This is a genomic window from Halobacillus trueperi (assembly GCF_003386945.1).
Taxonomy (GTDB): Bacteria; Bacillota; Bacilli; order Bacillales; family Halobacillaceae; genus Halobacillus; species Halobacillus aidingensis.
On record NZ_QUAE01000002.1, the window covers coordinates 348,773 to 375,025 of the forward strand.

Consider the following 26,253-nt stretch of genomic DNA (forward strand, 5'->3'; position numbering starts at 1 on the left):
ACGGGGGTTAGGCATCTATATAGAATCATGATTAGAAGAAGCGCCTATTTATAAGGAAGTCCTATAAATGGCGCTTTTTCTTTTTCATCTATTCAATTATACGAAAAATCCACAAAAATAGATAGTGTTACAAATAGCCTTTTTCTTTAAGACTAATGAATTTACGATCACCAATGACAAGATGATCCAGCAATTCTATGCCAATCATCTTTCCGCATTCTTTCAACCTGCGTGTCACTTGGATATCTTCTTGAGATGGAGTTGGGTCACCGGAAGGATGGTTGTGGGCACAAATGATGGAGGCGGCAGACCTTTTCACCGCTTCTTTAAACACCTCTCTTGGATGGACAATCGAAGCATTCAAGCTGCCGATAAAGATGGTTTGTCTATGGAGGACCTGGTTTTTCGTGTTCAAAAACAAACAGATGAAGTGTTCCTGCTTTAAATCTCTCATTTCTTCCATAATAAAGTCCGCCCCGTCTTCCGGACTTCTGATCATGTAACGTTCCACAGGTTTCATTTTTTGCATTCGTTTCCCTAATTCAATCGCTGCCAGGAGCAAGACAGCTTTTGCTGATCCAATCCCTCGAATAGCTGTCAGCTCTTCAATCGTTGCATCTTTAAGAAGCATGATTCCTTCAAAATGAACAAGGAGCCGGTTGGAAAGCTCCATTACGGACTCACGTTTCGTTCCACTTCCTAACAGGATGGCAAACAATTCTTGATTCGATAAATGGGAAGCTCCGAGTTCAATCAGCCGCTCCCTCGGCCGGTCTTGCCTCGGAACATCTTTGATCATTACACTCGTTTGGGTCAATGATTCGCATCCTTTCCTTCTAAGTCCCCATGCAAGAAGAAATCACTCGGAGAAGATGCCTAACTTCTTAAGTTCACGTGCGACCCGTGACAGTGGCAGACCGACGACACTATAATAGTCTCCATGAATCTTTTCAACGAACAAGGACCCTTTGCCTTGGATGCCATATCCTCCAGCCTTATCCCAAGCCTCTCCTGTCCTGATGTAAGCATCGATCTCATCTTCTGACAACCTGAAAAATGTCACTTCTGTCTTAACATCAAACGTATCCACTGTTTGATTTGTCTTTAAACATACCCCTGTATAAACCTCGTGTGTCGTATCACTTAACGTTCTTAGAAACTTCCTTGCTTCTTGATCATCCTTCGGTTTCCCCAGGATTTCACCATTGGAAACAACGACAGTATCCGAAGTGAGGAGCACCTCATTCTCATCAACCTTTACGTTTTCAGCCTTCACCCTTGCTAAATGAAGGACGGCCTCTTCGGGGGACAACCCTTCCTCAATCACCTCATCAGCGTTGGAAGGACGGACCTCAAACTCATAGCCTGCAAGCTCGAGCAGTTCCTTCCTTCTTGGAGACTGTGATCCTAAAACTAAGCGCTTCATTCCAAACATCATCCTTTCTAAACATGGGGCTCTTTCTATACTACAAGATTTCCATGAAACCGAAGATCATAGAAAAAATTATCTTCCACAAGAAAAAGAAATAAAAAAAGAGCTTTCCATTAAGAAAACTCTCTTTTTCATAGAATATCACGTGATGTTTTCCTTATTCTAATGATTGAGCAACTTTTAACCAATTGATATTTGTATCATCCTGGGATTCCCATTTATTCAAGGCTTGTCCAAGGGATGTATTCTCTCCGACTTCATCCAAGAGTTTCTTTCGTTCATTCTCAGACAAATCTTTCATTTCATGTGTTTCAATCGGAGTAACCAGTTCTTGTGGGATTTCTTTTTCAATCGTTACAACAAATGGCTTCACATAAGTTTCAATGCTCTTTCCCGCAAGACGATCTGCAATCTGATCCGCTTCCTGTTTATTCGGTGCACTCCCAACAAACAAGTAATATTGACCATCCCTTTGCCAGACGATTGAGGGTATAAGAAGAGCTGTAAGTTTGCTCTGCCATTCATTCGCTTTTCCTTCCGTTGAAAAGGCCCCTGCTTGAACGATGTACGTATCAAACGTCTGTGCAGGACCACTCGGAAGCTCAGACATCGGCTCCTCTTCGGAAGCGACCACCTCGGTGTCTGTGTTCGTCTCCCCAGACGCTGGCACGGTTTCCGTTCCTGTCGTGGATGAATCCGTTAATGATACAAACATACGAAGCAGTAAGAAACCAAGGCCAAGACTCACAAAAAGGGCAGTCAGAGCGGTTGTAATTAACGGTCTGACGGGTGTTGAAGAAAAGCGTTTCTTTTTAAAAGGAATGTGGTACACCCGGGTGGCCGGACGTTCGTCTTCCTTATCTTCTTCTACTGCAGCGGCTTGTTCCTTTTGTGTACGAACAACTTCATTTTTCGTTTCCTGCTGATGTTCATTCCGAAAAGAGATGGAGATCTTATTTTTAGAATCCATGGTTTGATCACTCCTGCAAGGTTTGTTCCAACCCTATCACAGCAGTCTTGAAAACCACGCTGAAATTTGTCATCAGCCCTTCGACAATTTCGGCTTACAATTGACTTTCAGGTTCAGTATCAGAGGATTCTTCCTCGTCTTCTTCTACACGGTCCTGATCTTCCTCATCCAAAGACTCTTCATCATCTTTTTCCTCTGTACTAGTAGATACAGATGGATTCGGATCATCCCATTGTTCGATAGTAAAAGGATCCGCTTTGTTCGGACTTCCACCATAATGGTATTGTGGCGCTTCATTTGCGAGGCTGGCATATATCGGCTGATAATAGCTATTCATGACGATGGAATAGCCGAGTTCATTTTCGCTCTCAGGTGCATCAAACTGAATGGACTCGATTTGAATCACACGGGAGAGCGATTGAATCTCTTTCATGAATGAGACCATCTCTTCATAGTTCTCAGAAGTTACATCGACCGTGAACTGCAGAGTATGCAGTCCTTCAATCAGTTGCTCTGCCTCATCTTGTACTGGCTCATCAACTACATCTTCATCTATATTCTCTTCATCTTCGTTATTTACACCATTTTCCTCTAACTCATTTTCTGGTTCTATAATAGGTACGGATGACTCTGAATCAGAAATAGCAATACTGTTGATCAGACTCGTGGAGGCATTCTCTGCCCGGTCAAGGCCAATCAACAGTTGATCAATGAGAGGAATCACCGGCAACTGCTGCTGGATGGTACGGGAAGTGAGGATTTGTTCTCTTTCATTCCCTTGCTGATTGTTCTCTATAGCGGAAAGAATCTTTTGTTCTTGGGTTAAAGTGGCTTCCTTTTCCTCTACCTCTTCCTGGTAGGGGGCAAGAATGACTCTTTGACCTAGTAGGTAAAACGCTAGGATAAGGACAACTCCAGCAATGATGACCCATAAACTCGAACGACTCCATTCGATTTTCATTGGGTAAACACCCCCTCAGTAGCGAGCGTGGATTCTTCGAGAACGATATAATAACTCGCAATGTAACGAGGTTGATAATCATACAAATCCTCTGTATCGTCCACTACATCTGTGTCTACACCAGCTAATTCAACATCAGAGATAAACGATTGTTGAAGAAGGGTATTCGTGTATTTCGCTGCTTCCTGGATCGTATCAAACCTAACATTCACTGTTATTTCAGAAGTGCCTGTTAAAGCAAATGATTCAAAAAAACCACGGTCTGGCAGCAAGGAAACAAGCCCCTCCACCACAGGAATGGTAGGGACAACCGTACCTCTGAGCTGCTCAAGGGAATTTTTCAACTGTTCTCTCTCGGTACCTTCTTCCCCAGATGTGGTTGCAAAGCTTTCCTGCTCAACCTGTACCTGTGAGATTTGCTCATCCAAGCGAGATGATTCTTCGACCAGGTTAGACTTTTGAGCATTGAACACGATTGACAAGACCAATAAAAGGAGAGCAAAGAAAGCAACAACTAAGTACGGCAGAATATTTCTCTTTTCTTTTTGTTCTAGTAAATTTATTTCTACTCCCATTCTCTCATCCCCTACATCCTTTATGGCTTGATGGACAATCCAATCGCATCCATGCATTCCACGCTGGAAGGTTGGTCTGTTTCTACGAAAACATCTGTTTCCTCCAAAGTATTTACCTGTACACCCTTTTCCTCAAGTAACCCCTTAACCAGGTTATTCTCCGGCCAATCTCCAGTAAGAAGAACCTTCGAGACAGAGGCTTTTCCGTTCATCACCGAAAATCTATAAAAATCCATAATTCTTTCCACTTCGTTTACCTGATCATAGGTGAATTCGGCTGGTTCTCCTTCGTCTCCATGCCATGTGTAGCGGCCATTTTCCCTTTTCCACAATGTCATAGAAAGCGGACTTCTTGTGTGGTTGATAAATGCCGGTACATGTTCACTAAAGACCGTCAACACACAGCCATCCAAGTTCCAGTCGATTAATAAAAGGTGTTCTCCATCTGAAGTCAAATCCAAATATTCGTATAGACGATAAATAGAAAGAGCACTAATATCTGCCGCTTTGGTTTTCAGCTTGGCATCACCGAAAACCTGGTCTAACATGCGGATTTGTTCTTCCGGAAAAGCAAAAAGAAGCAGTTTTTTCTTTTCTTCACTCTCACTCATAACACTGAAATCAAAAGCAGGATCATCAAAAGGCAGGTGCAGCGTTTCGCCCAATTGCATATATAGATATCCTTTAATCTCCTCATTTTTTAAATGAGCTGGTACTTCATAAGGGCGAACGACAACCGAGTGATCCGGTACGGTAAAATAAAGGGCTTTATTACTCCAGCCTTTATTTTCAATGAAGTTTTCAACGATTCTGGTAAGCTCCCTGGAGTCTTTGATTTTCCCGTCCTCCATAACATGAGGAGGGAGAACAATTTCGCCGGTGTCATCGATTTCCCATGCATTCTCAGACTTTGAAAACACGTATCGAATACAGTGGTTCTTTATTACGAAGTTCACCCGACCGCTTGATTTAAAAAAACGAAACATAAGTCTCCCCTCCTTCTATAAGAAAAACGTTTCATAATAAAGTTGCAACAGATCAAAACCGAACAGGTAACTAATGACCGCAGCAAGTACAATCGACGGACCAAATGGAAAGGGATCTTTCCTGCCGATCACTTTGAAGCTTAATAAAGTCAGACTGATAACCGTTCCAATTAAAGTGGCTAAAAATAAGGTTAGCAATGTTAGTTTTAAACCCAACAGTATTCCTAACGTTCCTAATAGCTTCATATCCCCAGCCCCCATGCCGCCCTTACTCAGTACAATAATTGTAAGGATGATGACAAACCCGGCTAGAGCACCGTATATGGAGTCGTACCATGGGTGCAAAGGGTCAATAATCCGGAAAATAATAAAGACTACCGTAAAGAATAATAACAGTTTGTTTGGGATCAACATGTAGTTGACATCACTCACTGTCACAATAACCGCTAGGGAAATCAAGAGACATGCTCCTGCGAACTCCAATGTTAAACCTAGATTTACGTATGCCAATAAAATAAGGAAACCCGTAATTAGCTCAGCAAGTGGGTAGGTTATTGAAATTGAATGCTGACAGTGTCTACATTTACCTTTGAATATGAGGTAAGAAAAAAGTGGGATTAAGTCTCTTGCTTGTAGGGGTGTTGAACAATGAGGGCATGCTGAACGTGAAGTTGTGAAAGGGTTGTTTCTTGGTAAGCGTAGACCGACGACGTTGTAAAAAGAGCCGACTATTGTGCCCGTAATAAATGTATATAAACACGTTAATAAATCCATCTATTTACCTCTTTCTTAGTGAATAAGCCCGGGCGAGCCCGGGCCATTTTCATTTAATCAGTTTGATCATTTAATGCAGATTTTGTGGCGTCAGTTATATAATTGGAAGTTCCATCATCTGCAGAGCCAAGACTAACTTCGTAAGTTACTTGATTAGAATTAGCATTAGTAGTAATTGAAACTTGAGCAAGAGCATAAGTGTCCTCTGTTTCAGGATCTTGTGGGACTCCATCAAGATAACCCGCAGTAACCAAATCAGTGGCTGAAACCGGGGAGTCGGCTTCAGTAATATCCCCACTTACGTAAGCTAATCTAGCTGATTCTAATAAAGAGAGAGCATTTGCGTCGTGTGCATCGTCTTCTGTACTAGCGATTAAACTACCAATCGCTGGGACAGCAATCGCAGCAATAATCCCCAAAATAACAATAACAGCCAAAAGCTCAATCAACGTGAAACCTTTCTCATTCTTAAACATTTCTCTCAACTTCTTCATCCTTCTCGCTCCTTTTGTAGTACTTTCGATTTTCTGCCAATGGTTATGTACTACTTTTTTCATTAGCAAAATGTCCTATGTTCATTATAAAGGATAAAATGTTTGCAAACTAGCATTTTTGCACATTCTTACAAAATCTTAATTGATCGTGTCGAAGATCGAAAACATCGGTACAGCAATAGCTGCAACGATTCCTCCAACGACAAGCGCCAACGCTAAAATCATCAGAGGCTCGATCAGCGTTTTCAATCGGTCTGTCGTATATTCAAGCTCAGATTCATAGAATTCAGCGACTTTTGAAAGCATGTAATCAAGAGAACCTGTTTCCTCTCCTACAGCCATCATCTGTATCACTAAGGGTGGGAAAATCGGATACTGCCGTAATGGATCGGAAAGGTTGTTTCCTTTTTCCAAAGATTTATAACTATTCATAATCGCTCGTTCGACCACTTTATTTTCGACTACGTTTTGTGTCACTTGTAGTGATTTTAAAATGGGTACCGAACTATTCATTAAAGAACTCAATGTACTTGTCATCCGTACTAGAGCGGCTTTTTGTATTAATGGTCCGAACACAGGAATTTTCAGCTTTAGTACATCCACTGTGTATTGCAGTTTCGGGTTTCTATCTACGAGCAATTTAAAAGCGATAAATAAAACAATTGGAATAAGGATCACAACGTACCAAAAATTTTGAAAAAAGTGGCTCATACTAAGCGTAAGCTGGGTGATCCACGGAAGTTCTCCTCCCATGGTGTCGAACATGCTTGCAAACCTGGGGACGACAAAGGTTAATAAGAAAATAACGATACCAATCGCAATGAGTCCGACTACCAGAGGGTAGGTTAAAGCGGATATGATTTTTTGTCTTGTATCGTATTGTTTCTCATAATAAACCGCTAAGCGTTCCAGGATATCATCCAGATTACCTCCAACCTCACCTGCTCTTACCATATTGATAAATAAGTTGGAAAAGATTTTCGAATGGGAAGCTGCTGCTTCAGAAAATGCACGTCCACCTTCCAACTGATCGCTGATATCATAGAGAGCTTCACTCAACGCACGACTATTGGATTGTTTTGCAAGAATTTTTGTCGATTCAAGCAAAGAAATCCCTGCTCTCATGAGTGTAGAAAATTGCCTCAGATAAATGACAAAATCCTTAGGCTTTACAGGGCTTCCTATTTGGATATCTTTTAAGAGAACACTGTCGATTTCTTTAATTTCCGATATGGTAATGCCCCGCTCTTTTAATGACATGACCGCTTCTTTTCTAGAATTTGCACGCAGCCTGCCCTTTTGAGCTTTACCGAGTAGACTGCGTCCTTGATAGAAATAATAGGGCATTCTATAAGCCCCCTTCTTTCAAATATGGAACCGCATCACGTTCATCAATGACTTTTTCTCTAAGCAATTCCTGTATCGACATCTCCAACGTTTGCATTTGCTGAGCCTTCGTTGTTTGCATGACATTTTCAATTTGATGAATCTTTTCATTTCTAATTAGATTCTTGACGGCGGGAGTGTTCAACAGAATCTCAACCGCAGCTCTTCTTCCCTTTTTATCTAAACGCCGGAATAAGCGCTGAGAAACAATTGCCTGCAAAACGTTTGCAAGCTGAACCCTCACCTGCCCCTGTTGGTTTGGTGGGAAAACATCAATGATTCTATCGATTGTGTCTGGAGCATTAGTCGTATGTAAGGTCCCAAATACAAGGTGACCGGTCTCGGCCGCCGTCAGCGCTGTCGAAATCGTCTCAAAGTCCCGCAGCTCTCCAACCAAAATGACATCAGGATCCTGACGTAAACAAGAGCGTAAGCCATTTGCAAAATTCCTCGTATCAAATCCGACTTCCCGCTGATCCACGATGCAGTTTTTATGATTATGGGTGTACTCGATCGGATCCTCCAGGGTGATGATATGCTTGCGGGCGGATTGGTTAATGTAATCAACCATCGAAGCGAGGGTCGTAGATTTCCCTGAACCTGTAGGACCAGTGACGAGAACAAGACCCTGGGCATAGCTGCTGATTTTCTTTAACACTTGCGGCATGTGGAGTTCTTCAATCGAAGGAATCTCCCGGGGCACAATCCTGACGGCCATTGAAAGGCAATTTCTTTGATAGTAAATATTAATACGAAACCTCGAAACACCCGCAATTCCGTAGGACACATCCACTTCACGGTTACTGATCAACTGTTCATGTAAATCGTCAGATAAGATCGCCTTCGCCATCCCATCTGTATCTGCCGGTTTCAGTGGATTTTTTCCATACTTTCTTAACTGACCGTGGATCCTGAATATCGGAGGCACTCCAACTGTTAAATGAATATCAGAGGCCTCATATTCGTTCGCAACCGTCAGGAGCTGATCAAATTTCTCTTTCATGTCTTACCACCTCGCTAGTCGACTTTTGCGACGCGAAGCACTTCTTCTAACGTCGTCAGTCCCTGCTTCACTTTCAACAAACCATCGTCTAATAGGAAAAGCATCCCCTGCTTCAATGCGTAACGCCGGACTTGGTCCATACTGCCATTGTTCATCATCATGGTCCGGATTTCATCATCAATGACTAACACTTCTTGAATGGCCATACGGCCGCGGTATCCCGTGTTTTGACAGCTGTCACAACCCGATCCTTTGTAGATGGTATCTGCCGTCATTCCACGTTTTTGAAAATGTTTTTTCTCCATCTCCGTAAGTGCATGTGCCTGTCTGCAATCACGGCATATTTTTCTGACTAGCCGTTGAGCGACCACACCTGATAAGGAAGAAACGACAAGATATGGTTCCACATCCATATCAAATAAACGGGGAATTGTAGCAATAGCACTGTTCGTATGTAACGTGCTCAAAACTAAGTGACCCGTCAGAGAAGCACGAATGGCGATTTCCGCTGTTTCTGAATCCCTGATCTCACCGACCATGACAATGTTAGGGTCCTGACGTAAAATCGAGCGGAGTCCTTTAGAGAAGGTTAATCCAATGGATGTGTTCACCTGGACTTGGTTCAGTCCTTCGATTTGATACTCAACGGGATCTTCTACCGTGATGATGTTGACATCGTCTGTATTCAAACGATTCAAGGATGCATAAAGAGTAGATGATTTCCCCGAACCCGTAGGGCCTGTGATAAGGATGAGACCAGACGGCTGCTCAATCAATTGTTTATATTTCTGTGCATTAATTTTATTAAAACCAAGGTCTTCGATTGAACTTAATGCATTAGAAAGGTCTAGAATCCGGATGACGATTTTTTCCCCATAGACCGTAGGAAGGATGGATATTCTTAAATCCACTGGTGACCGATCAACGTTCGTTTTGATCCGCCCATCCTGTGGCAGGCGGTTTTCTGTAATATTTAGATTAGCCATGATTTTCACACGGGCGATCAGACTGTTTTGGAAAGACTTCGGTAACGTACGCTCCGTCCTTAAAACACCATCAATCCTATAGCGGATTAAAACCCGCGATTCCTGGGGGTCAATATGGATGTCGCTCGACTTCAGCTGGACACCTGCTTGAAGCAATTGATCCACTAACTTAATAGCAGGTGCTTCATCCGTATCTTCTTCATTTTCAACGAGACTCGAATCATTCAAATTATAATGACGGTTAACAGCTTGAAGGATCTCATGCTTTGTTGCAATGACCGGAGAAATTTTAAACCCAGTAGATATTTTCAAATCATCAATGGAAAAATAGTCCATCGGATCCGACATGGCTACCGTCAATTCTTCTCCTTTTCGTTGTATAGGTACTAAAAGATTACGAATAGCGAAATCTTTGCTGACGATTGTGATGACATGAGGATCGATAGGAAAATGAAACAAAGAAACATGTGGGATTCCCAGTTGAAATTCCAACACTTCAATCAATTGCTTTTCCGTTACAAAACCTTTTTCTACAAGAACGTCCCCAAGCTTCTGGTCCGGCTTTTTGCTTTCCAGCGCTTCTTGAATCTGATTTTCTTCAATAATTCCTGCATCTTTTAACAAATCGCCTAACCTTTTTCTCTTGATCATGACCGGCTCATCCTTTTTCGTCCATCACTTAGATTCTCCATCAGGAACGACCTCCCAAATGCCATCCTCATTCTTTTGCAATGATTTAGTATCACTGGAATTCCCATCACCATCGTCTTCTTCGGCATTATTTTTTCCATCTTCAGAATTAGAGCTGCTGTCTTCATTATTCGATCCTGAATTCTCTGTTGGACTCGCCTCTGAAGCAGGAGGGTGTTCTTCCACTCTAGCTACCGGTGGATAATAGTCTTCCGAAATAAACTCCTCCTCTCCATCGGATAAAGATCTGTCAATACGATAAACGGACACAACCTCACCTTTTTCCCCTTCTTGTAAAAGATTGTATGTCCCTCTATGAACAAGAGAAGAATACTGGATGATCGTTTTAGGAGATATTTCTTCACGACCCAACAACTGAACATGAAAATCTGAGGTTGTCGGGTATCCGATCCATTGGACATTAACATTTCCACCTTCTACACTTACAGACAGTTGATAGTCCCCAGAGAATGGGTTGTACACTTTCAAATCCTGGCCTTGATTAACGTCTACATTCGCTTCCATACCAATTTCTGCGTACTCGGGCAATCGATGGCTGATATGTCTTTCCTGGATGATCATTCCGGCTTTAACACTCGCTCCATAGATCGCAGAAGCCAGCACATCCAGAGAAACTTCATCGTACACTCCATCAATATTTAACAAGCGGTTGAATGAAAAGACAGCGCCATCTTCAAGCTCTTCTTCATCAAATAGTTTCACAGCCCGATCCATGCTTGTTTCTTGTGGCACGGCGACCGTTTGACTACCAATGCTTTCGTAAAGGGAGGCCTTATTTCCCTTAACAAAGTCATAAGCGACATACTCTAAAGGGGCATCTACCAATTGTGCTGCATCTCTTTTCACAGTTTCAATGAATTGTTCCTGAGAAAACTCTGAAGCAAGTGAATCATTCATATAAGGTTTCAAATCCGTCACATAAGACTCATTAACGGTAACCTGCAAATCTCGAATGGTTGTATCCATAGCTTGTTCAACAGTTGATGCTACATCGAACTGAATCATGTTCGGATCAACGGTCAGTTCTTTTCCATCCAATTTAACTACAATCGAATGGTTTTCTTTCCAGTTCTGTATTTTTTCTGAAAGCAGTTGTACCGCTTCTTCTTTACTTTTTTGTGATACATTGACAGAAGCAATCACAGTATTCTCCGGGAGGTGTTTTCCAGTGGTGACATATTGAATAGCTGCTGAACTTCCGATTGTAAAAAGAAACATCGACATACCAACAGCAACCACTAAAAAAAGCAGCTTAAGATTCAATGATTGTTTCAACTTTTAACACCTCCTCTGGATCTATTTGCATTACTTCACATTCATGCTCAATTCAACCATAACGCTTGGACCGTACTGTTTTAAGTGATCAATTTCAGTCTTGGTTAAAACCGTTCCTTCTGTGACTACGGTTTCCCCCTGAGAATTCACAATGTTTTTTGTCGCTTGTTTCCCTTCCAACAATTCATCCTGCTTACGATCGAGATCATTCACACGCTCCTGGTTAGCGGTTGTTGAGAAATGGAAGGATTTCTTTATTTCTACTGGTGCGGAAGCTTCTTTTGGATTCCTAGCTTCCACTTCTCCTGTTGAAAACTCTTCGTTCAGTATGATCAGGTTTTCACCATAGGTAATAATGTACTCAGATGAAACTTCTATACTATCTTGATCTCCTGTTGTCACATCTACAGAAATAATTTGTCCATTCGTTTCATTTACATAGTACTCCGTGATTTCTCCCACTAATTCCCCAACACGAGTCATAACTTGAGCACCTTTAATATAAACCTTTTTGTTAATCAGTTGATTCGCAATCGGGATCTCATTTAAATCCAAAATGGAATGCGTACTTTCTACAGTAATCGCATATTTTCCGATTCCGATGATTTTTTGGAACGGAATCGCCTTCACACTCACTTGCCAGTCTTCATGCTCAACCGTCAAAAAATCTACGGATCCTTTTTCTGGATTGATTACGATGGATTTCACACGACCGATTTCTTCACCGGCTGAGATACTGATAATTGGAAATCCGATAATTTCTATGCTCTTTTTCATGTTCTCTCTACACACCCATCATTATTTTGTATATTGAACTTGTTGTTGAAGTACATACCTTAACTCTTCGATAAGCAGCGAGTATGATGCGAACTTATCAATCAACTCACCTACAAAAAGTACAAGCTCATCTGTTTTTTCGTTCTTAATGTAATACTTTATTAAGAATTTAGAGATTGAGTAGTATTCCAAATCTGGTAGTTTCTCAGATAGATGAGCTTTAACATAATTCTCGTACTCAAACCCTGTCATTTGTTCTTCCATATATTCAATCTTTTCAATCATCAGCTCAAGCAACTGTTTCCTTAACGCTTCATCTGCTATCAGTTCTTCTTCATAATCTTCTTCAAGAGCAAGACTATCTTCGTTATCTTCAATATCTGGGTCCATATCATGAGTAGTGACCGGGTATATGATTTCTTCCCGATTATCTACAGACATTTCTTCTTCCTGATTGTTCATTTCCCGGGTAATATCTTTGTCAGAATCTGTTGAATCGTTAATTTCATTTATGATTTCTTCTTTAGATTTTAAATCTTCTTCAGCGGTACTGTTGTCTGTATTCTCTATATCACTTTGAAGTTCTTCAGCCTTAATGAATTCAAGTTCGAGTTCGTTCTCTTCGATATCTAAATGAAGATTTCTTTCCGCCATTAACTCTTCTTCTGTAACATCCTCGGAATTCTCAAGGTCCTCTCCATATCCTTCACTTTCTTCTTCCATTCTTAACTGTGCAAGCTCTTCCTCTAATAAAAGAGCTTCATCATCGCCCTCGGAGAAATTGAACTTATCTTCCTGGGTTTGTATATCTTCTACAGATGAATCTTCAGTTAAATCATCATTCTCTAGAATGGCTTCTTCAGACTCATTCCAGTTAACTTCAACTTCGCTTGACCGTGAATGTTCTCCTTCTCCCCCTGTTGTTTCAAGCGCGGGAATGCCTTGTTCTTCTTTCATTTCAAGGTTTTCATGTGACAAATCTTCAATCCGAACAGATCTTTCATCAGCTATAGGACTCGCTACCCCTTCCGGATTCTCACCTTCTAAAATATGTTCTTCATCCTCTTCGTTCTGGTATCCATAATCATAGTCTTCTGTATGAGGGGTATTTTTTTGTACACCTGGTGTTTCTCCAGTGTTATCTTGGCCAGCAAACACCTGAGGTGCTTTTTCTTGCAAGAGAACAGTAAACACAATCCCGAGTACAAGCGTTGCAAGAATTCCCATCCAGAAAGTATATGTAATCGTCGCTAGAAGAGCTAAAGCACTAATTAATGCTCCTGTAAGCCACAAAATCATCCGTCCCTTCATAGGAAGGTTTATGGGTATAAATCGAAGGATGATATATGCTAAAGCAATTGTAAGTAACCATATGTATATGTCTGGCATGATTGCTCCTCCTTCCCTTATTGATCATAAAAGTGAGAATCTATTTCTTTTACTGTGACTTTATCGACAGTAGGTATGCCATCAGGTGGATTTAGAATAAGTTCTTGAGCATACTCTATAGTCAGCCTGGACAATTGAGAATTTATAGAATTTTGATTGTTCTGTACATACAAGGGGTCACGACTACTTGAGAAATTGGTGGAACCAGAAAAATATTCATCACTGGATGATCCTTTAACGGCATTTAATGTTACATTCCTTCCATATACGCCTCCACGGATTTTCAAGTTTGAGCCAACACCGTAGATATCCAAATCGCTATTCGTATAAAAGAAGGCATTTATGACTTTCGGTTCATTGTTATACAAATTATTGTTAGCAATCGTCAATTCACCTTCACTTACTACAACGAGTGTTCCGCCACTTTCGTTAGATAAATTTTCTATACGTCCACCTAAACGAGTATAAAGAGTCCCGTTCATATTTAAGTCTTCACTTATATCAATCTCATGGTTTGTGTAAATGCTTCCTTGAAAGGTCAAGTCGCTTATATAAATACCGCACTTGTTGTTTTGAGTATTGTTTCCATTGCAATTCTTATTTTTGGGATATCCATTGATATACATGAATTTACTTTCTGGCAACAAGACTGTTCCAGTTAATTTAGCATTCTCATGAACATATATGGATCCATCAACGGTGAGAGAGGACTCATCATTTCCATCTGGTTCAATAGTAATATCTCCGTCCACAATTAAGTTCCCATCCACTTTTAAGTTAGACCCTTTTAGTTTAAGATCCCCACGAATATAAGTATCACCATAGAACCGGTCAGGAGCTTTTGGAGATTTCCCCTGTCTTTCGTAACCTCTTTTAATGACCTGATAACCATCAATCTCATCTATGTTGCCAGGGTAACCTCTCATGGTTATAATGCCTATTGGATCGTTTCTTTTTTCAGTGATATATTCTAATACCTTTAACGGGGCAACATCCGGGTTTTCATCTACTATTCTAGGTTTTATCTCAAAGTAAGAGTCCAAATCCTCTTCTAATATTCTCCATTCCCAAAGCCATCCCGGAACTTCATAGCGTCCCTTTACTGATAAGTCACCCTGGATAGATGGATAGGAAGTTTCAGCCCAACGACCATAGCCAGATATGAAATATGCTTCATCATGTAACCTTAAATCATTACCAACGAATACATCACCCTTAATATAAGGCGCTCCGTTCAAACGCATGTCCCCTGGAGTTACTGCCCCATACCTGAATACATCAGCGATCGTAGAAATCGTAAATGTACGGACCAGCGTTTTATCTGAACCTTCTACATCAACCTCTATATCGACCTTTTGCAAAAACACACCATTCTCGCCATCTTTCAAAACTTTTTTCTTAATAAGCCCTTCATCACCCAGTCTTTGCTCTGCTTGATGAATAACACGATTGATTCTACTGATGACTCCACCTAAATCAGGGGTCGCTTCAGCAAGATCATCATTGATTTCATCGACACCTTTCATGATATGGGCCTGAGCTTCCTGCACTGTCATTTCAGCATCCGCTTTCGTCTCTATAAAATCGGTATTGGCAGAAGAAAATTGCTGAGAACCGATCGTATAACTCATTAAGCTCAAGCCTAAAATGCTAAAGATGACAAACATGATTAGGACGGTAACAAGAACATAGCCACCTTCATTTTTAAAAGAATTTCTCATTTTTATCACTCAGTCCCTAAGCGGAAGATTTTTACCAGGCTGTAGGTTTCATCTGTATTTTCTTTAAAAATTTCTAAATGGACCGTCAATTTATCACCATTAAGCTCGAATGTTGTATTGGATAAGTCCATATCATCAGCGTTTTGTTGAATATCGTCTATAAGTAAATGACCATTTTGAATGGAGACATCTGTCGTTTCTTCTATGTAAGTAAAGGCTGAATCTTCACCCATGCCATTTAAACGAGCCGCTGTTGCAGTGAATGCTTGAAAGGTCGTTGTATCCGCATTTTGAACTTTAATGGAATCGACGTTGATCAAGTTTTCCTCTAAACTTAAGATGAGTAAATTTGCCTCTTTTCTTAGCTCCGTTTTAATCGATGACGTTTCAACGGCACCTGTAACAAAATAAAATGCATGATAAGCAGCTACCATAACAATCATGGAGAGGCTGACTACGGCTAAAAGTTCTACTAATGTCATGCCTTTTTCGCTTTTGATATTCATCTCTCTACATATCCTTCTAATTGAGTCTCTTTATTGTTCGCCGAGACCGTAACGACGATTTTCGTTAAGTAGTTAGTCAAACTAGTCTCATCAGGATCTGTCACCAGCACATGCCCTTCATATTGTTCGACTTTTTTGCCGGCTGGCAATTCTAGCAGATCAGGGAGGTTCACTGGTATTTCTCCCTTGCCTTTATGATCGTCCAAATCTTCGGGTGATTTAGATTGATAGGCTTTCAGTACACCGTCTGCAATTTCCATGGTAGTAAAGTCCGCATCAATCGTATTCGATTGTGTCATTGTATTCATAACGATTTGTGTCGAAACAATGAATATGACAAGAAGTAAGGCCATGGCAACAATCACTTCTACAAGTGAAAATGCTTTCTCTTCCCCAAAATTAGGCATTCGCCTTCTCCCCCATTTTGCATCTATTATCAAAATTATATCGTAAATATAGGACTTTGTCCTGTGAGAATTCGACAAATTACCTATTAAGCTTACAAAAAAACTGTCCAACATTATTCATTGAACAGTTTCAATCAGTTCTTTGTAACTTGCCACACGATCTCGCCCTCTTTGTTTCGCCCCTATGTACATCGCTCGATCCGCTTGACGAATTAAATCAAAAGCTTCTTCACAATGATCAGGATAAGTAGCTACCCCAATACTCGCTGTCACTGAGATAGATACAGGCTCATGCGATTCATGAATATGTAATTTAGAAATAAAAGGTTTTTGTATGATCCTCGCGCGTATTGAATGGGCTACTTTTAATGCCTCACTTTGAGAATACCCTGGCAAAAGAATCACAAATTCCTCTCCACCATACCTTGCAAGTGTCCCATGTCCACCCACTACCTCCTGGAGTCTATCTGATAGTGAAACGAGGACTTCATTGCCACTTTCATGTCCGTATGTATCGTTCACACGCTTAAAGTGATCAATATCCAATAAAACGAGGGAAATCGCCGCTCCTCTTTCTTGCCTTTGATTCATTTTAAAGGTGTCCACGATATGATCCTCAAAATAACGATAATTGTATAAGCCAGTAAGAGCACAACGCTCACTTTCTGCTTTCGTTTTCTCATAATGTCGAGCATTATCTATCGCCACACCTAAATAATTCCCCAGGATATTTAAAATCATAAACTGAAATTGTAGGAAAGCTCGCTTTTTGGCTGAGTAAATGGTGATGACCCCAACAATTTCTCCATTTCTCTCAACGGGTACAGACAAGACCGTTTCAGCACGGTCAGGGGTATATTGATTTTCTAAGTGGGACCATTCCGATTTCTTTTTATAAAAGACACTCTTTCCTTCCTGCCATGTATTGCCACTGATACTTTGCCCTTTGCAAAGTTGAATATTAGGAAAATCGATTTCACCCGATCGATCAAAGAAACGAATCAGCTCCATCCGTTTGTTCTTATTAACGTCATAGACATAGATATAATCCACAGGAAGGAGTTCGCTCAATCGATCGACGAAAATATCAAGCACTTCTCTCACTCCGAGTTTTCCGGTCAGCTCATGACCGATGATGCTCGTCTTTCTTAAATATGTATTCACCTGATTACTGTTATGGTAAAGCATCAACATCCCTGAAATAAAAACGAAAGGAATGCCCACAAAGAAAATTCCACTCATTCCAAACTCTGAGTAAACCATATAAAGGACAAAACCAATGGGCAGGACAAGACTTGACGTCAACAGTTCCCAGGCAAAACCTTTATCGAGCCATTGAATCTCTTTATTATAAAGTACTTTTGCTACAAATTTTATTGAGAATTGGTTGAGGACAATTTGGGAGAGTACATAACTCACGATGGGTACGGCATCGCCTATATCATTCACAGCTGATGGGCCGTGTGTTCCTCCGAGGGCGTAATAGATTCCCGCGGAGACCACTGAAATCAGTAAGAACATAAACAAATTTATCGGTAATCGGTGAAGGTTTGTTCGACCGAGTCTCATTTTTGCCATTAATGCTAAAATAGCCACCTGAGAAACAATGATCTCTATAAAAAGTCCATAATATAAAAAAACTGCAAATGCGATCCCCTGCGTAAAAAATACGGGGTGGTCTCCGATTTGCAGCGGAAATAAAGCTACGATGGAAGCAAGGATGATAAAGGCAGCAATTTCTACCCTGTTTCCTTCTATAACGGGGGATAACCATAAGTACAAGTAAACTAAACTAGCAGGCCAAATAGATGCCCACACAAACCAAACGGCATATTTCTTTTGCTTCGTCATCCTACCACCCCACCCTAAGGACCTACACTTACGCACGACTATTTTACCATGAGAAATTCAGAACATTACTATCCTATCACGAATTTTCTTTACTTTCAAAATATTTCCTGACTTTAGATATAAAATATAGCGATCCTGTAATGAGCAGAACGCCGTCTTCTCCAACATTGAAAGAGGCTTTACGAATGGCCTGCTTGTAATCTTCAATAGCGATGGTCTCCGTTATCTCCGAGTATTCAGCAAGCTCATGGCCTTTCAAAGCTCTAGGAAACTCAAATGTTGTCATATAAGCAGTATCGACAACACTCTCCAGTTGTTTCAACATTTTTTTTACAGGCTTGTCTTCTAAGGCAGAATAGACGAGGACAATTTTTTCACCTGCGTAATGACGTTTCACCGTTTCTACAAGAGCGCTCGTCCCCTCTTCATTATGCGCCCCATCTATAATCGTCAAAGGCGCGTCCTTCACTTTCTCAAACCTTGCGGGCCAACTTGTGGATGCCGTGCCTTTTCCATAAAGACTACGGTCAATCCGAACCCCAAGAGACCTTAACACTTCTACGGCCTGAAGGGCCAACGCCGCGTTTTCCACCTGATGAGGACCTTTCATCTGACTTACATAGGTTTCAGAATGGAACGTTTCATTTGAGAAAACAAAACTCTCTCCTTCATCACTACTAGATCGATGAGTAACTTCAAAATCCTTGCCAAGTCTGAACACCTTTGAATCACATGACCGCGCTTTTTTAGTGATTACGTTTATAGCTTCCTGCTGCTTGACTCCAGTAACTACAGGGATGTCAGGTTTAATGATTCCCGCTTTTTCTACTGCAATTTCTCCTATTGTAGCACCTAGAACATTCATATGATCATGTCCGATATTTGTAATAAGGGATAGAACAGGTGTTAGGATGTTTGTCGAATCAAACCTTCCTCCCAAACCCGTTTCAATCAATACAATATCAAGCGGAGCCTCGGAAAAATAAAGCATGGCCATCGCTGTTATGATTTCAAATTCCGTAGGTTCTCCTAAAGGGGTTTGACTCAATTCTTCAGATAGAGGTTTGACCCTGAGAACTAGTTCAGCCAATTCTTCATCTTCAATCGGACGTCCATCCACACTGATTCTCTCATTGAACTTCTCTATATAAGGTGAGGTGAAAGTACCGATGGACATTCCCTGCTCTTTTAGGATATGCCGGAGAAAAGAGAGCGTGGACCCTTTCCCGTTCGTTCCCGCGATATGGACCGCTTTGAATTTTTTCTCTGGATGATCCAGCCTCTCCATCATCCATTCCATTCTCTTCAACCCAGGCTTCACTTTGAATTTCTCTCTAGAGTGAATCCAAGCAATTGCTTCTTCATAATCCATTTCTATTCCCTCTTTTCAAAAAAGGAGAGTACTCCGTAGAATACCCTCCTCCCTCTTTATGCTTTTAACTCTTTGATTCGTGCTTCTACTTTAGCACGTTTATCAAGGTAGTCCGTCTCTTTTTTACGCTCTTCTTCAACGACATGTTCTGGTGCTTTACTTACGAAACCTTCATTGGAAAGTTTCTTTTGAACGCGCGTGACTTCCTGGTCCCATTTCTTCCATTCATTCTCAAGACGCTTGATTTCATCTTCGATATTAATCAATCCTGCTAATGGAAGATACAATTCCGCACCGGTAATGACGGCAGACATCGCTTTTTCAGGTGCCTGCAAGTCTGTTGCAATCGTCAGTTCACTAGGGTTGCAGAATCTTTCTAAATAGTCACGGTTCTTCTCAAGCTCTTTGACGATATCGTCGTCTTTCGCCTGGATCATCAACTGGATCTCCTTGGACATCGGTGTGTCCACTTCTGAACGGATATTACGCACAGATCGGATGATGGAAACAAGACGATTCATTTCTTCAACCGCTTCTTCATTATGGAAATCCTCTCTTACCACCGGCCATGAAGCCTGTGTAATGGACTCTCCTTCATGAGGAAGGTGCTGCCAAATTTCTTCTGTAATGAATGGCATGAATGGGTGCAGCATACGCATCGTCTGATCGAGCGTGTACGCAAGAATGGAGCGGGTCGTATGGATACGCGCTTCGTCTTCCCCATACAATGGCAGTTTCGCCATTTCAATATACCAATCACAGAAGTCATCCCAAATGAAGTTGTATAGGTGACGGCCAGCTTCACCGAATTCATATTTATCGATGTTCGTCGTCACTTGCTCAATCGTCTGGTTGAGACGAGTCAAAATCCATTGATCAGCAACTGATTTTTCACCTGTGATATCAATGTCTTCATACTTCAAGCCGCCCATGTTCATCAAGGCAAAACGGGAAGCGTTCCAAATCTTATTGGCAAAATTCCAAGTTGATTCTACTTTCTCCCAGTGGAAGCGTAAGTCCTGACCAGGAGATGAACCGGTGGATAAGAAATAACGAAGTGAATCGGCCCCGTATTTATCAATGACATCCATCGGATCGACACCATTTCCAAGCGATTTACTCATCTTGCGTCCTTCAGCGTCACGAACAAGACCGTGAATAAGAACATCGTTGAATGGACGCTCGTTTGTAAACTCTAGGGATTGGAAAATCATGCGGCTTACCCAGAAACCAATGATGTCATATCCTGTAACGAGTACATTGGTTGGGAAGTAGCGTTTATAATCTTCACTGTTTTCATCAGGCCATCCCATCGTCGAGAAAGGCCATAGCGCGGACGAGAACCAAGTATCCAGGACATCTTCATCCTGTTTCCAGTTTTCCGGATCTTTCGGCGCTTCTTTACCGACATGAATTTCGCCCGTTTCTTTATGGTACCAGGCTGGAATACGATGGCCCCACCATAACTGTCTGGAAATACACCAATCTCTTGTGTTCTCCATCCAGTGTAGATATGGCTTTTCAAAGCGATCAGGAACAAACTGTACTTGATCGTCTCCCTTTTGCAAGTCGATCGACGCATCAGCAAGTGGCTTCATATCAACGAACCATTGCGTGGAAAGATAAGGTTCAACGACGGCTCCGCTTCGCTCAGAGTGACCAACAGAGTGCATGTGGTCTTCAATTTCAAAGAGAACACCATCATTCTGAAGATCCTTAACAATTTGTTTACGACATTCAAAGCGATCCATACCCTTATACTTGCCGGCATTTTCATTCATCGTTCCGTCTTCATTCATGACAAGAACTCGTTCTAGATTGTGACGGTTCCCAATTTCAAAGTCGTTAGGATCGTGCGCTGGAGTGATTTTCACAGCCCCAGAACCAAACTCCATATCGACATAATCATCAGCGACAATTTCGATTTCCCGGCCGACAATCGGTAGGATCGCTTTTTTACCGATCAGGTGCTTGTAACGTTCATCTTCCGGATGAACGGCAATGGCTGTATCTCCAAGCATCGTCTCAGGACGAGTGGTTGCAATCTCAATTGTGCCTTCTTCATCTTTCAACGGGTAGCGCATATGGTAAAACGCACCTTGCACATCTTTATATTCTACTTCGATATCAGACAAAGCCGTCTGCGTGGCAGGGTCCCAGTTGATGATATATTCTCCGCGGTAGATCAGGCCTTTGTCATAAAGAGTTACAAAAACTTCTTTAACAGCCTCTGAAAGACCCTCATCAAGAGTGAACCGTTCACGAGAATAATCAAGTCCAAGTCCAAGCTTTTCCCACTGGGCACGGATGAATTTCGCATACTCATGCTTCCACTCCCACGATTTTTCGAGGAATTTTTCACGTCCGAGATCATGACGGGAGACGCCTTCTTCACGAAGTTTTGCGTCTACTTTTGCTTGTGTAGCAATTCCCGCATGGTCCATGCCCGGTAGCCAGAGTACATCATATCCCTGCATCCGCTTCACACGTGTCAGGATATCCTGCAATGTCGTGTCCCACGCGTGGCCGAGGTGCAGCTTCCCTGTAACGTTCGGCGGTGGAATGACGATCGTATAAGGTTCCTTGTTTTTATCTCCTGTTGCTTCAAAAAATTTACCATCTACCCAGTATTGATACCGGTCCTTTTCTATGGCTGCCGGATCATACTTTGTAGGCATTGAAAGATCTTTTTGATCCATTCGATCTTCCTCCTTTTATTCTCTTTATAAAAATAAAAAACCCTTTCATCCTGAAAAGGACGAAAGGGTTTCATTTCCGTGGTACCACCTTTAATTTACAGGAAGTCATTCCTGTACACTCAAATAAAAATAACGGCTTCTAACCGGCTTCTCCTACTCGTTGTTCAAAGAAGCTGCATCAAGGGCGACCTTCCATCAACAGGGTTCCTGGAAAACTCTCACCAACTGTTTTCCTCTCTGAAGGAATTGTTCATGTACTCTTCCCTATCTAAGCATTTCACGTATAAAGACTATAATACATATTGTATATAAAAAAGAGGCATTTAGTCAACTCCGTCAAAGAAAAAGGCGAAAACCCCTGAGCAGATTGCCCAGGAGCCTTTATCCTCCTATGGAAAGAGGTGCTTTTTATGAGTCGTTTGTATCGTTATCGTCTCCCTCCATGGTGCAGAACCTGGTTGTTTGTCATTGAAAAATCCTTACTTCCCATCGTTATTTTCCAGGCACTACGAACCATCATCTTCCCGACTACTTTTGATATCTTCCTTCTCGGATTGGTCCTCGGTTTGTATCTCGCTTTCAAATATAAATGGATTTAGTTCGGAATATACACAATCTGCCCAGGAGAAACGTCATCTTTATAATCGTTGACTCGTTCTAATTGTTTCACAGATACCTCATACTTTTCCGCAATTGACGACAGCGTTTCTTCTTCCTGGGCAATATACATTTTCATCTGTGTGTACGTGTCCTCCCTGTTCGGGAACAGGTGTTTGAAGATTTGTTTGATCCCGTCCATGCCCCCAGGTGCCTGAGCACTTTCTTGATCAGATTCTTCGCTGCTGGACTCTTCTACACTGACCTCGCCCCATTCGCTACTATCATAGGAAGGCTCTTCAGGAGGTAACTGGGTATTTTCCTGAGCATGACCAAAGAACTCTGGGAAGCTTTGTGATTTCTTATAAAACCAACGGCCATCATCATCGTCTTCTTTATGCTCACTTTCATCTTTTTCATCAATCCGGAAAATAGGCGCTTCACGTTCTGGCAGGACGGGAGATTCTTTTGAACTTTGTTCTTGGAAATTGACCGGACCGACCGTCGCGGATTCATCAAACGTCGGTTCATTTGATGCTTCTTGTTGTTTTTCTTCCAGTCCGTTTATATTCACATGGGCATGAAGGCGAAGTTGACGATTAGCTGGAAGTTCGTAATCAAAACTTTCGATGTCGATGAGCACATCTTCTAAATTCGATACCCTTTCCAATGGAACAGTAATTTCCACTGGGAAAGAGTGGCTGAACGTATGGATCCCTTCTTCTGATGGTTCGACTACATCCATGGTTCGAACAGAAGGTGCAAGAGGACTTTCATCCTGCGCATCCTGGCTTCCAGTTGGAATGTATTCGCCTGCAAGATCGACAGTCCCTTTCAACCGGACCTCATCTCCAAGCTCTTCAATGGTAATTTCAGGTTCTAATGATATGCCGATTAACTCGCGAACGCCCTGTCCTTCCTTGAACCATATGGATTCATCTAAATAAAATGAAAATACATTTTGTTTGTTTTGCAAAGTACGGTCCCCTCCCTAAGGTAATAAACACTTTTCTCTATTACCACCTTATGCGAGAGTTAGAGTAATATACATAACGAAAGCGCATGGGGATTCCCCATGCGCTTTTATTATTTACCTTTAATTTGTGAAAAGACTTTCTCAGCCGCTTCAATGGTTTTCTCAATATCTTCGTCCGTATGTTTGACAGACAAGAACAACCCTTCAAATTGAGAAGGCGGCAAATAAACACCTTCTTCAATCATTCCCTGGAAATAACGCGTGAACAATTCCAAGTCGGATTGGTTGGCTGTTTCAAAGTTCGTTACAGGTTCGTTTGTAAAGAAGAACCCGACCATTGAACCCGCCCGGTTCACTGTCAGTGGAATGTTGTGTTTTTCAGCGGCTTCCTCGTAACCTTCAATCAGGCGATCTACTTTTTTGTTAATGGAAGCATATGCTTCTTCCGTCATAGCGGAGATGGTTTCATAGCCTGCCGTCATCGCGAGCGGGTTGCCAGAAAGCGTACCGGCTTGATAGATATCTCCAACAGGAGCGACCCGTTCCATGATTTCTCGCTTTCCACCATAGGCTCCTACAGGAAGACCGCCTCCAATTACTTTTCCAAGGCAAGTCATGTCAGGAGTCACACCAAAGTGGCCCTGAGCACTGTAGTATCCAACACGGAAACCAGTCATAACTTCATCAAAGATCAGGACCGTCCCATTGTCTTCCGTCATCTTTCTTAACTCTTGCAGGAAGCCATCATTTGGTGGGACGACACCCATGTTTCCGGAAACAGGCTCAATAATGACAGCAGCTAAATCGTCTCCGAACTCTTCGAAAACATATCGGACGCTTTCTAAGTCATTGTAAGGGACCGTTATCGTATTTTGCGCAATGGATTCCGGTACACCGGGGGAGTCCGGCAGTCCAAGAGTCGCTACGCCAGAGCCTGCTTTGATCAGCAAGGAATCTCCATGGCCATGGTAATTTCCTTCAAACTTCAAAATTTTATCGCGGCCTGTGTACCCACGAGCCACACGAAGGGCACTCATCGTCGCTTCTGTTCCTGAGTTCACCATACGCAGCATTTCAATAGAGGGCACCCGTTCTTTCACAAGGGAAGCCAATTCGTTTTCCATTTCTGTAGGGGCACCGAAGCTCGTCCCATTCGCTGTCGCTTTGGTTAAGGCTTCTGTAACCTTTTCATCGGCATGGCCTAAAATTAATGGGCCAAAGCTTAAGACATAATCGATGTATTCATTGCCATCTAGATCATAGAGTTTAGATCCTGCACCCTTTTCCATAAAAATCGGATCCATCTGCACAGATTTAAATGCACGTACAGGGGAGTTCACTCCACCTGGCATTAAGTCTACTGCTTTCGTATAGGCTTGTTTTGAACGATCAAATGTTTTCATTTTACGACAACCTTTCTGTCCGCGTTATTGATTTAACCAACGAGCTGCATCTTTAGCGAAATAAGTAATAATGAGATCAGCGCCTGCTCGTTTCATAGAGGTGAGTTTTTCAAGAACAATTTCTTCTTCATTTACCCAGCCGTTTTGAGCTGCTGCTTTGATCATGGAATACTCCCCACTGACATTGTAGGCGACCAGTGGCAAGTTGAAACGATCTTTCACTTCGCGCATGATGTCAAGATAAGCAAGCGCCGGTTTAACGATCAGGAAGTCTGCACCTTCTTCGACATCCGACACTGCCTCCCTTAATGCTTCCAGGCGGTTCGCAGGATCCATTTGGTAAGCACGGCGGTCACCAAATTGAGGAGAGCTATGAGCCGCATCGCGGAATGGACCATAAAAAGAAGAAGCATATTTAACAGCGTAAGACATGACAGGGATGTGACTGAACCCTGCTTCATCAAGGCCCTCACGAATAGCCGCAACAAAACCATCCATCATATTGGAAGGGGCAATGATGTCAGCGCCTGCTTCCGCTTGAGTGATCGCTGTTTTCGTAATGTAAGTTAAAGACTCATCATTGACAATATCTCCATCGCGGACAATTCCACAATGACCATGATCGGTATATTGACATAGACACGTATCCGCAATCACGGTTAAGGAAGGAAAACCTTCTTTAATTTGACGGATGGCACGTTGTACAATCCCCTCTTCGTGATAGGCTTGACTTCCAACGTCGTCTTTTTCTGCTGGTACACCAAAGACAATGACAGATTTAATATCTAACCTTACCAGCTCGTCCATTTCCTCATTCAAGTGATCGAGGGAGACTTGATGGACTCCCGGCATCGAAGCAACTGGATTTTTGATGTCTTCTCCTTCTACAACAAAGATCGGGTAGATTAAATCTTCAGTACGAAGATGGGTCTCTCTCACAAGCGCTCTCATGGAATCCGTTCGGCGCAAGCGACGGTGGCGTTTGAACTGCAAATCTTTCAT

General features: G+C 42.0%; 24 protein-coding genes, 1 pseudogene and 1 other annotated feature. Of the genes and pseudogenes, 1 reads left to right on the forward strand and 24 read right to left on the reverse strand.

Annotated features, from left to right (window positions below; all coding sequences use genetic code 11):
- Positions 1-127: 127 nt before the first annotated feature.
- From radC to DYE48_RS04505, 21 genes and pseudogenes are all read right to left on the reverse strand, one after another.
- Positions 128-799, reverse strand: a complete 672-nt coding sequence (gene radC / locus DYE48_RS04410) for a RadC family protein (RefSeq protein ID WP_143015261.1) — start codon at positions 797-799, stop codon at positions 128-130.
- Between the two features lie 60 nt (positions 800-859).
- Entirely contained in the window at positions 860-1,426 is a 567-nt protein-coding gene (locus tag DYE48_RS04415; RefSeq protein WP_115822569.1) for a Maf family protein, read from the reverse strand.
- Between the two features lie 163 nt (positions 1,427-1,589).
- Entirely contained in the window at positions 1,590-2,402 is an 813-nt protein-coding gene (locus DYE48_RS04420; RefSeq protein ID WP_115822570.1) for an SPOR domain-containing protein, read from the reverse strand.
- A gap of 94 nt (positions 2,403-2,496) precedes the next feature.
- Positions 2,497-3,363, reverse strand: a complete 867-nt coding sequence (locus DYE48_RS04425; protein ID WP_115822571.1) for a hypothetical protein — start codon at positions 3,361-3,363, stop codon at positions 2,497-2,499.
- The gene (locus DYE48_RS04430; protein WP_115822572.1) at positions 3,360-3,938 is read right to left on the reverse strand and encodes a hypothetical protein; all 579 of its coding nucleotides are present in this window, start codon (positions 3,936-3,938) and stop codon (positions 3,360-3,362) included. Before DYE48_RS04430 ends, DYE48_RS04425 begins: the two co-directional genes overlap by 4 nt.
- A gap of 20 nt (positions 3,939-3,958) precedes the next feature.
- Complete coding sequence (pilM, locus tag DYE48_RS04435) at positions 3,959-4,924, reverse strand: type IV pilus biogenesis protein PilM (protein ID WP_115822573.1); 966 nt, start codon at positions 4,922-4,924, stop codon at positions 3,959-3,961.
- Between the two features lie 15 nt (positions 4,925-4,939).
- Positions 4,940-5,383 (reverse strand): prepilin peptidase, encoded by a 444-nt coding sequence (locus DYE48_RS21535; protein WP_341865608.1) that lies wholly within the window; start codon positions 5,381-5,383, stop codon positions 4,940-4,942.
- A gap of 48 nt (positions 5,384-5,431) precedes the next feature.
- Positions 5,432-5,698, reverse strand: a pseudogene (locus DYE48_RS21540) (prepilin peptidase); the annotation flags it as partial.
- Between the two features lie 53 nt (positions 5,699-5,751).
- The gene (locus DYE48_RS04445; RefSeq protein ID WP_115822575.1) at positions 5,752-6,255 is read right to left on the reverse strand and encodes a prepilin-type N-terminal cleavage/methylation domain-containing protein; all 504 of its coding nucleotides are present in this window, start codon (positions 6,253-6,255) and stop codon (positions 5,752-5,754) included.
- A gap of 75 nt (positions 6,256-6,330) precedes the next feature.
- Entirely contained in the window at positions 6,331-7,539 is a 1,209-nt protein-coding gene (locus DYE48_RS04450) for a type II secretion system F family protein (RefSeq protein ID WP_115822576.1), read from the reverse strand.
- 1 nt (position 7,540) lies between these two features.
- Positions 7,541-8,581: a type IV pilus twitching motility protein PilT gene (locus DYE48_RS04455; RefSeq protein WP_115822577.1), complete on the reverse strand. Its 1,041-nt coding sequence runs from the start codon at positions 8,579-8,581 to the stop codon at positions 7,541-7,543.
- Positions 8,582-8,595: 14 nt separating this feature from the next.
- On the reverse strand, positions 8,596-10,218 hold the full coding sequence (locus DYE48_RS04460) for a GspE/PulE family protein (protein WP_115822578.1): 1,623 nt from the start codon (positions 10,216-10,218) through the stop codon (positions 8,596-8,598).
- 24 nt (positions 10,219-10,242) lie between these two features.
- The gene (locus DYE48_RS04465) at positions 10,243-11,553 is read right to left on the reverse strand and encodes a VanW family protein (RefSeq protein WP_115822579.1); all 1,311 of its coding nucleotides are present in this window, start codon (positions 11,551-11,553) and stop codon (positions 10,243-10,245) included.
- Positions 11,554-11,583: 30 nt separating this feature from the next.
- Positions 11,584-12,330, reverse strand: coding sequence for a PRC-barrel domain-containing protein (locus DYE48_RS04470; RefSeq protein WP_115822580.1), 747 nt, complete (start codon positions 12,328-12,330; stop codon positions 11,584-11,586).
- Between the two features lie 21 nt (positions 12,331-12,351).
- Positions 12,352-13,719 (reverse strand): putative sodium/potassium/calcium exchanger, encoded by a 1,368-nt coding sequence (locus tag DYE48_RS04475; protein WP_115822581.1) that lies wholly within the window; start codon positions 13,717-13,719, stop codon positions 12,352-12,354.
- A gap of 17 nt (positions 13,720-13,736) precedes the next feature.
- On the reverse strand, positions 13,737-15,440 hold the full coding sequence (locus DYE48_RS04480; RefSeq protein WP_147299265.1) for a hypothetical protein: 1,704 nt from the start codon (positions 15,438-15,440) through the stop codon (positions 13,737-13,739).
- Positions 15,441-15,445: 5 nt separating this feature from the next.
- Complete coding sequence (locus DYE48_RS04485; RefSeq protein ID WP_115822583.1) at positions 15,446-15,946, reverse strand: PulJ/GspJ family protein; 501 nt, start codon at positions 15,944-15,946, stop codon at positions 15,446-15,448.
- Complete coding sequence (locus DYE48_RS04490; RefSeq protein WP_167449443.1) at positions 15,943-16,353, reverse strand: prepilin-type N-terminal cleavage/methylation domain-containing protein; 411 nt, start codon at positions 16,351-16,353, stop codon at positions 15,943-15,945. The genes DYE48_RS04485 and DYE48_RS04490 overlap by 4 nt, the downstream gene beginning before the upstream one ends.
- A gap of 117 nt (positions 16,354-16,470) precedes the next feature.
- Positions 16,471-18,204, reverse strand: coding sequence for a sensor domain-containing diguanylate cyclase (locus DYE48_RS04495; protein ID WP_115822585.1), 1,734 nt, complete (start codon positions 18,202-18,204; stop codon positions 16,471-16,473).
- A gap of 76 nt (positions 18,205-18,280) precedes the next feature.
- On the reverse strand, positions 18,281-19,576 hold the full coding sequence (locus DYE48_RS04500) for a bifunctional folylpolyglutamate synthase/dihydrofolate synthase (RefSeq protein ID WP_425269283.1): 1,296 nt from the start codon (positions 19,574-19,576) through the stop codon (positions 18,281-18,283).
- Positions 19,577-19,632: 56 nt separating this feature from the next.
- Complete coding sequence (locus tag DYE48_RS04505) at positions 19,633-22,275, reverse strand: valine--tRNA ligase (RefSeq protein WP_115822587.1); 2,643 nt, start codon at positions 22,273-22,275, stop codon at positions 19,633-19,635.
- A 52-nt stretch (positions 22,276-22,327) separates the two neighbouring features.
- Positions 22,328-22,555, reverse strand: a binding site (T-box leader).
- A gap of 130 nt (positions 22,556-22,685) precedes the next feature.
- Here DYE48_RS04505 and DYE48_RS04510 point away from each other — a divergent pair.
- Entirely contained in the window at positions 22,686-22,874 is a 189-nt protein-coding gene (locus tag DYE48_RS04510; protein ID WP_089652686.1) for a hypothetical protein, read from the forward strand.
- On the opposite strand, the gene DYE48_RS04515 is transcribed toward DYE48_RS04510, so the two are convergent.
- From DYE48_RS04515 to hemB, 3 genes are all read right to left on the reverse strand, one after another.
- Positions 22,871-23,848 carry a LysM peptidoglycan-binding domain-containing protein gene (locus DYE48_RS04515; protein WP_115822588.1) on the reverse strand — a complete coding sequence of 326 codons (978 nt, stop codon included), beginning with the start codon at positions 23,846-23,848 and terminating at the stop codon, positions 22,871-22,873. The two genes, DYE48_RS04510 and DYE48_RS04515, sit on opposite strands and share 4 nt — an antisense overlap.
- A gap of 110 nt (positions 23,849-23,958) precedes the next feature.
- A complete protein-coding gene (gene hemL / locus DYE48_RS04520; protein ID WP_115822589.1) occupies positions 23,959-25,251 on the reverse strand; it encodes a glutamate-1-semialdehyde 2,1-aminomutase in 1,293 nt (430 codons plus the stop codon).
- Between the two features lie 24 nt (positions 25,252-25,275).
- Entirely contained in the window at positions 25,276-26,253 is a 978-nt protein-coding gene (gene hemB / locus DYE48_RS04525) for a porphobilinogen synthase (RefSeq protein WP_115822590.1), read from the reverse strand.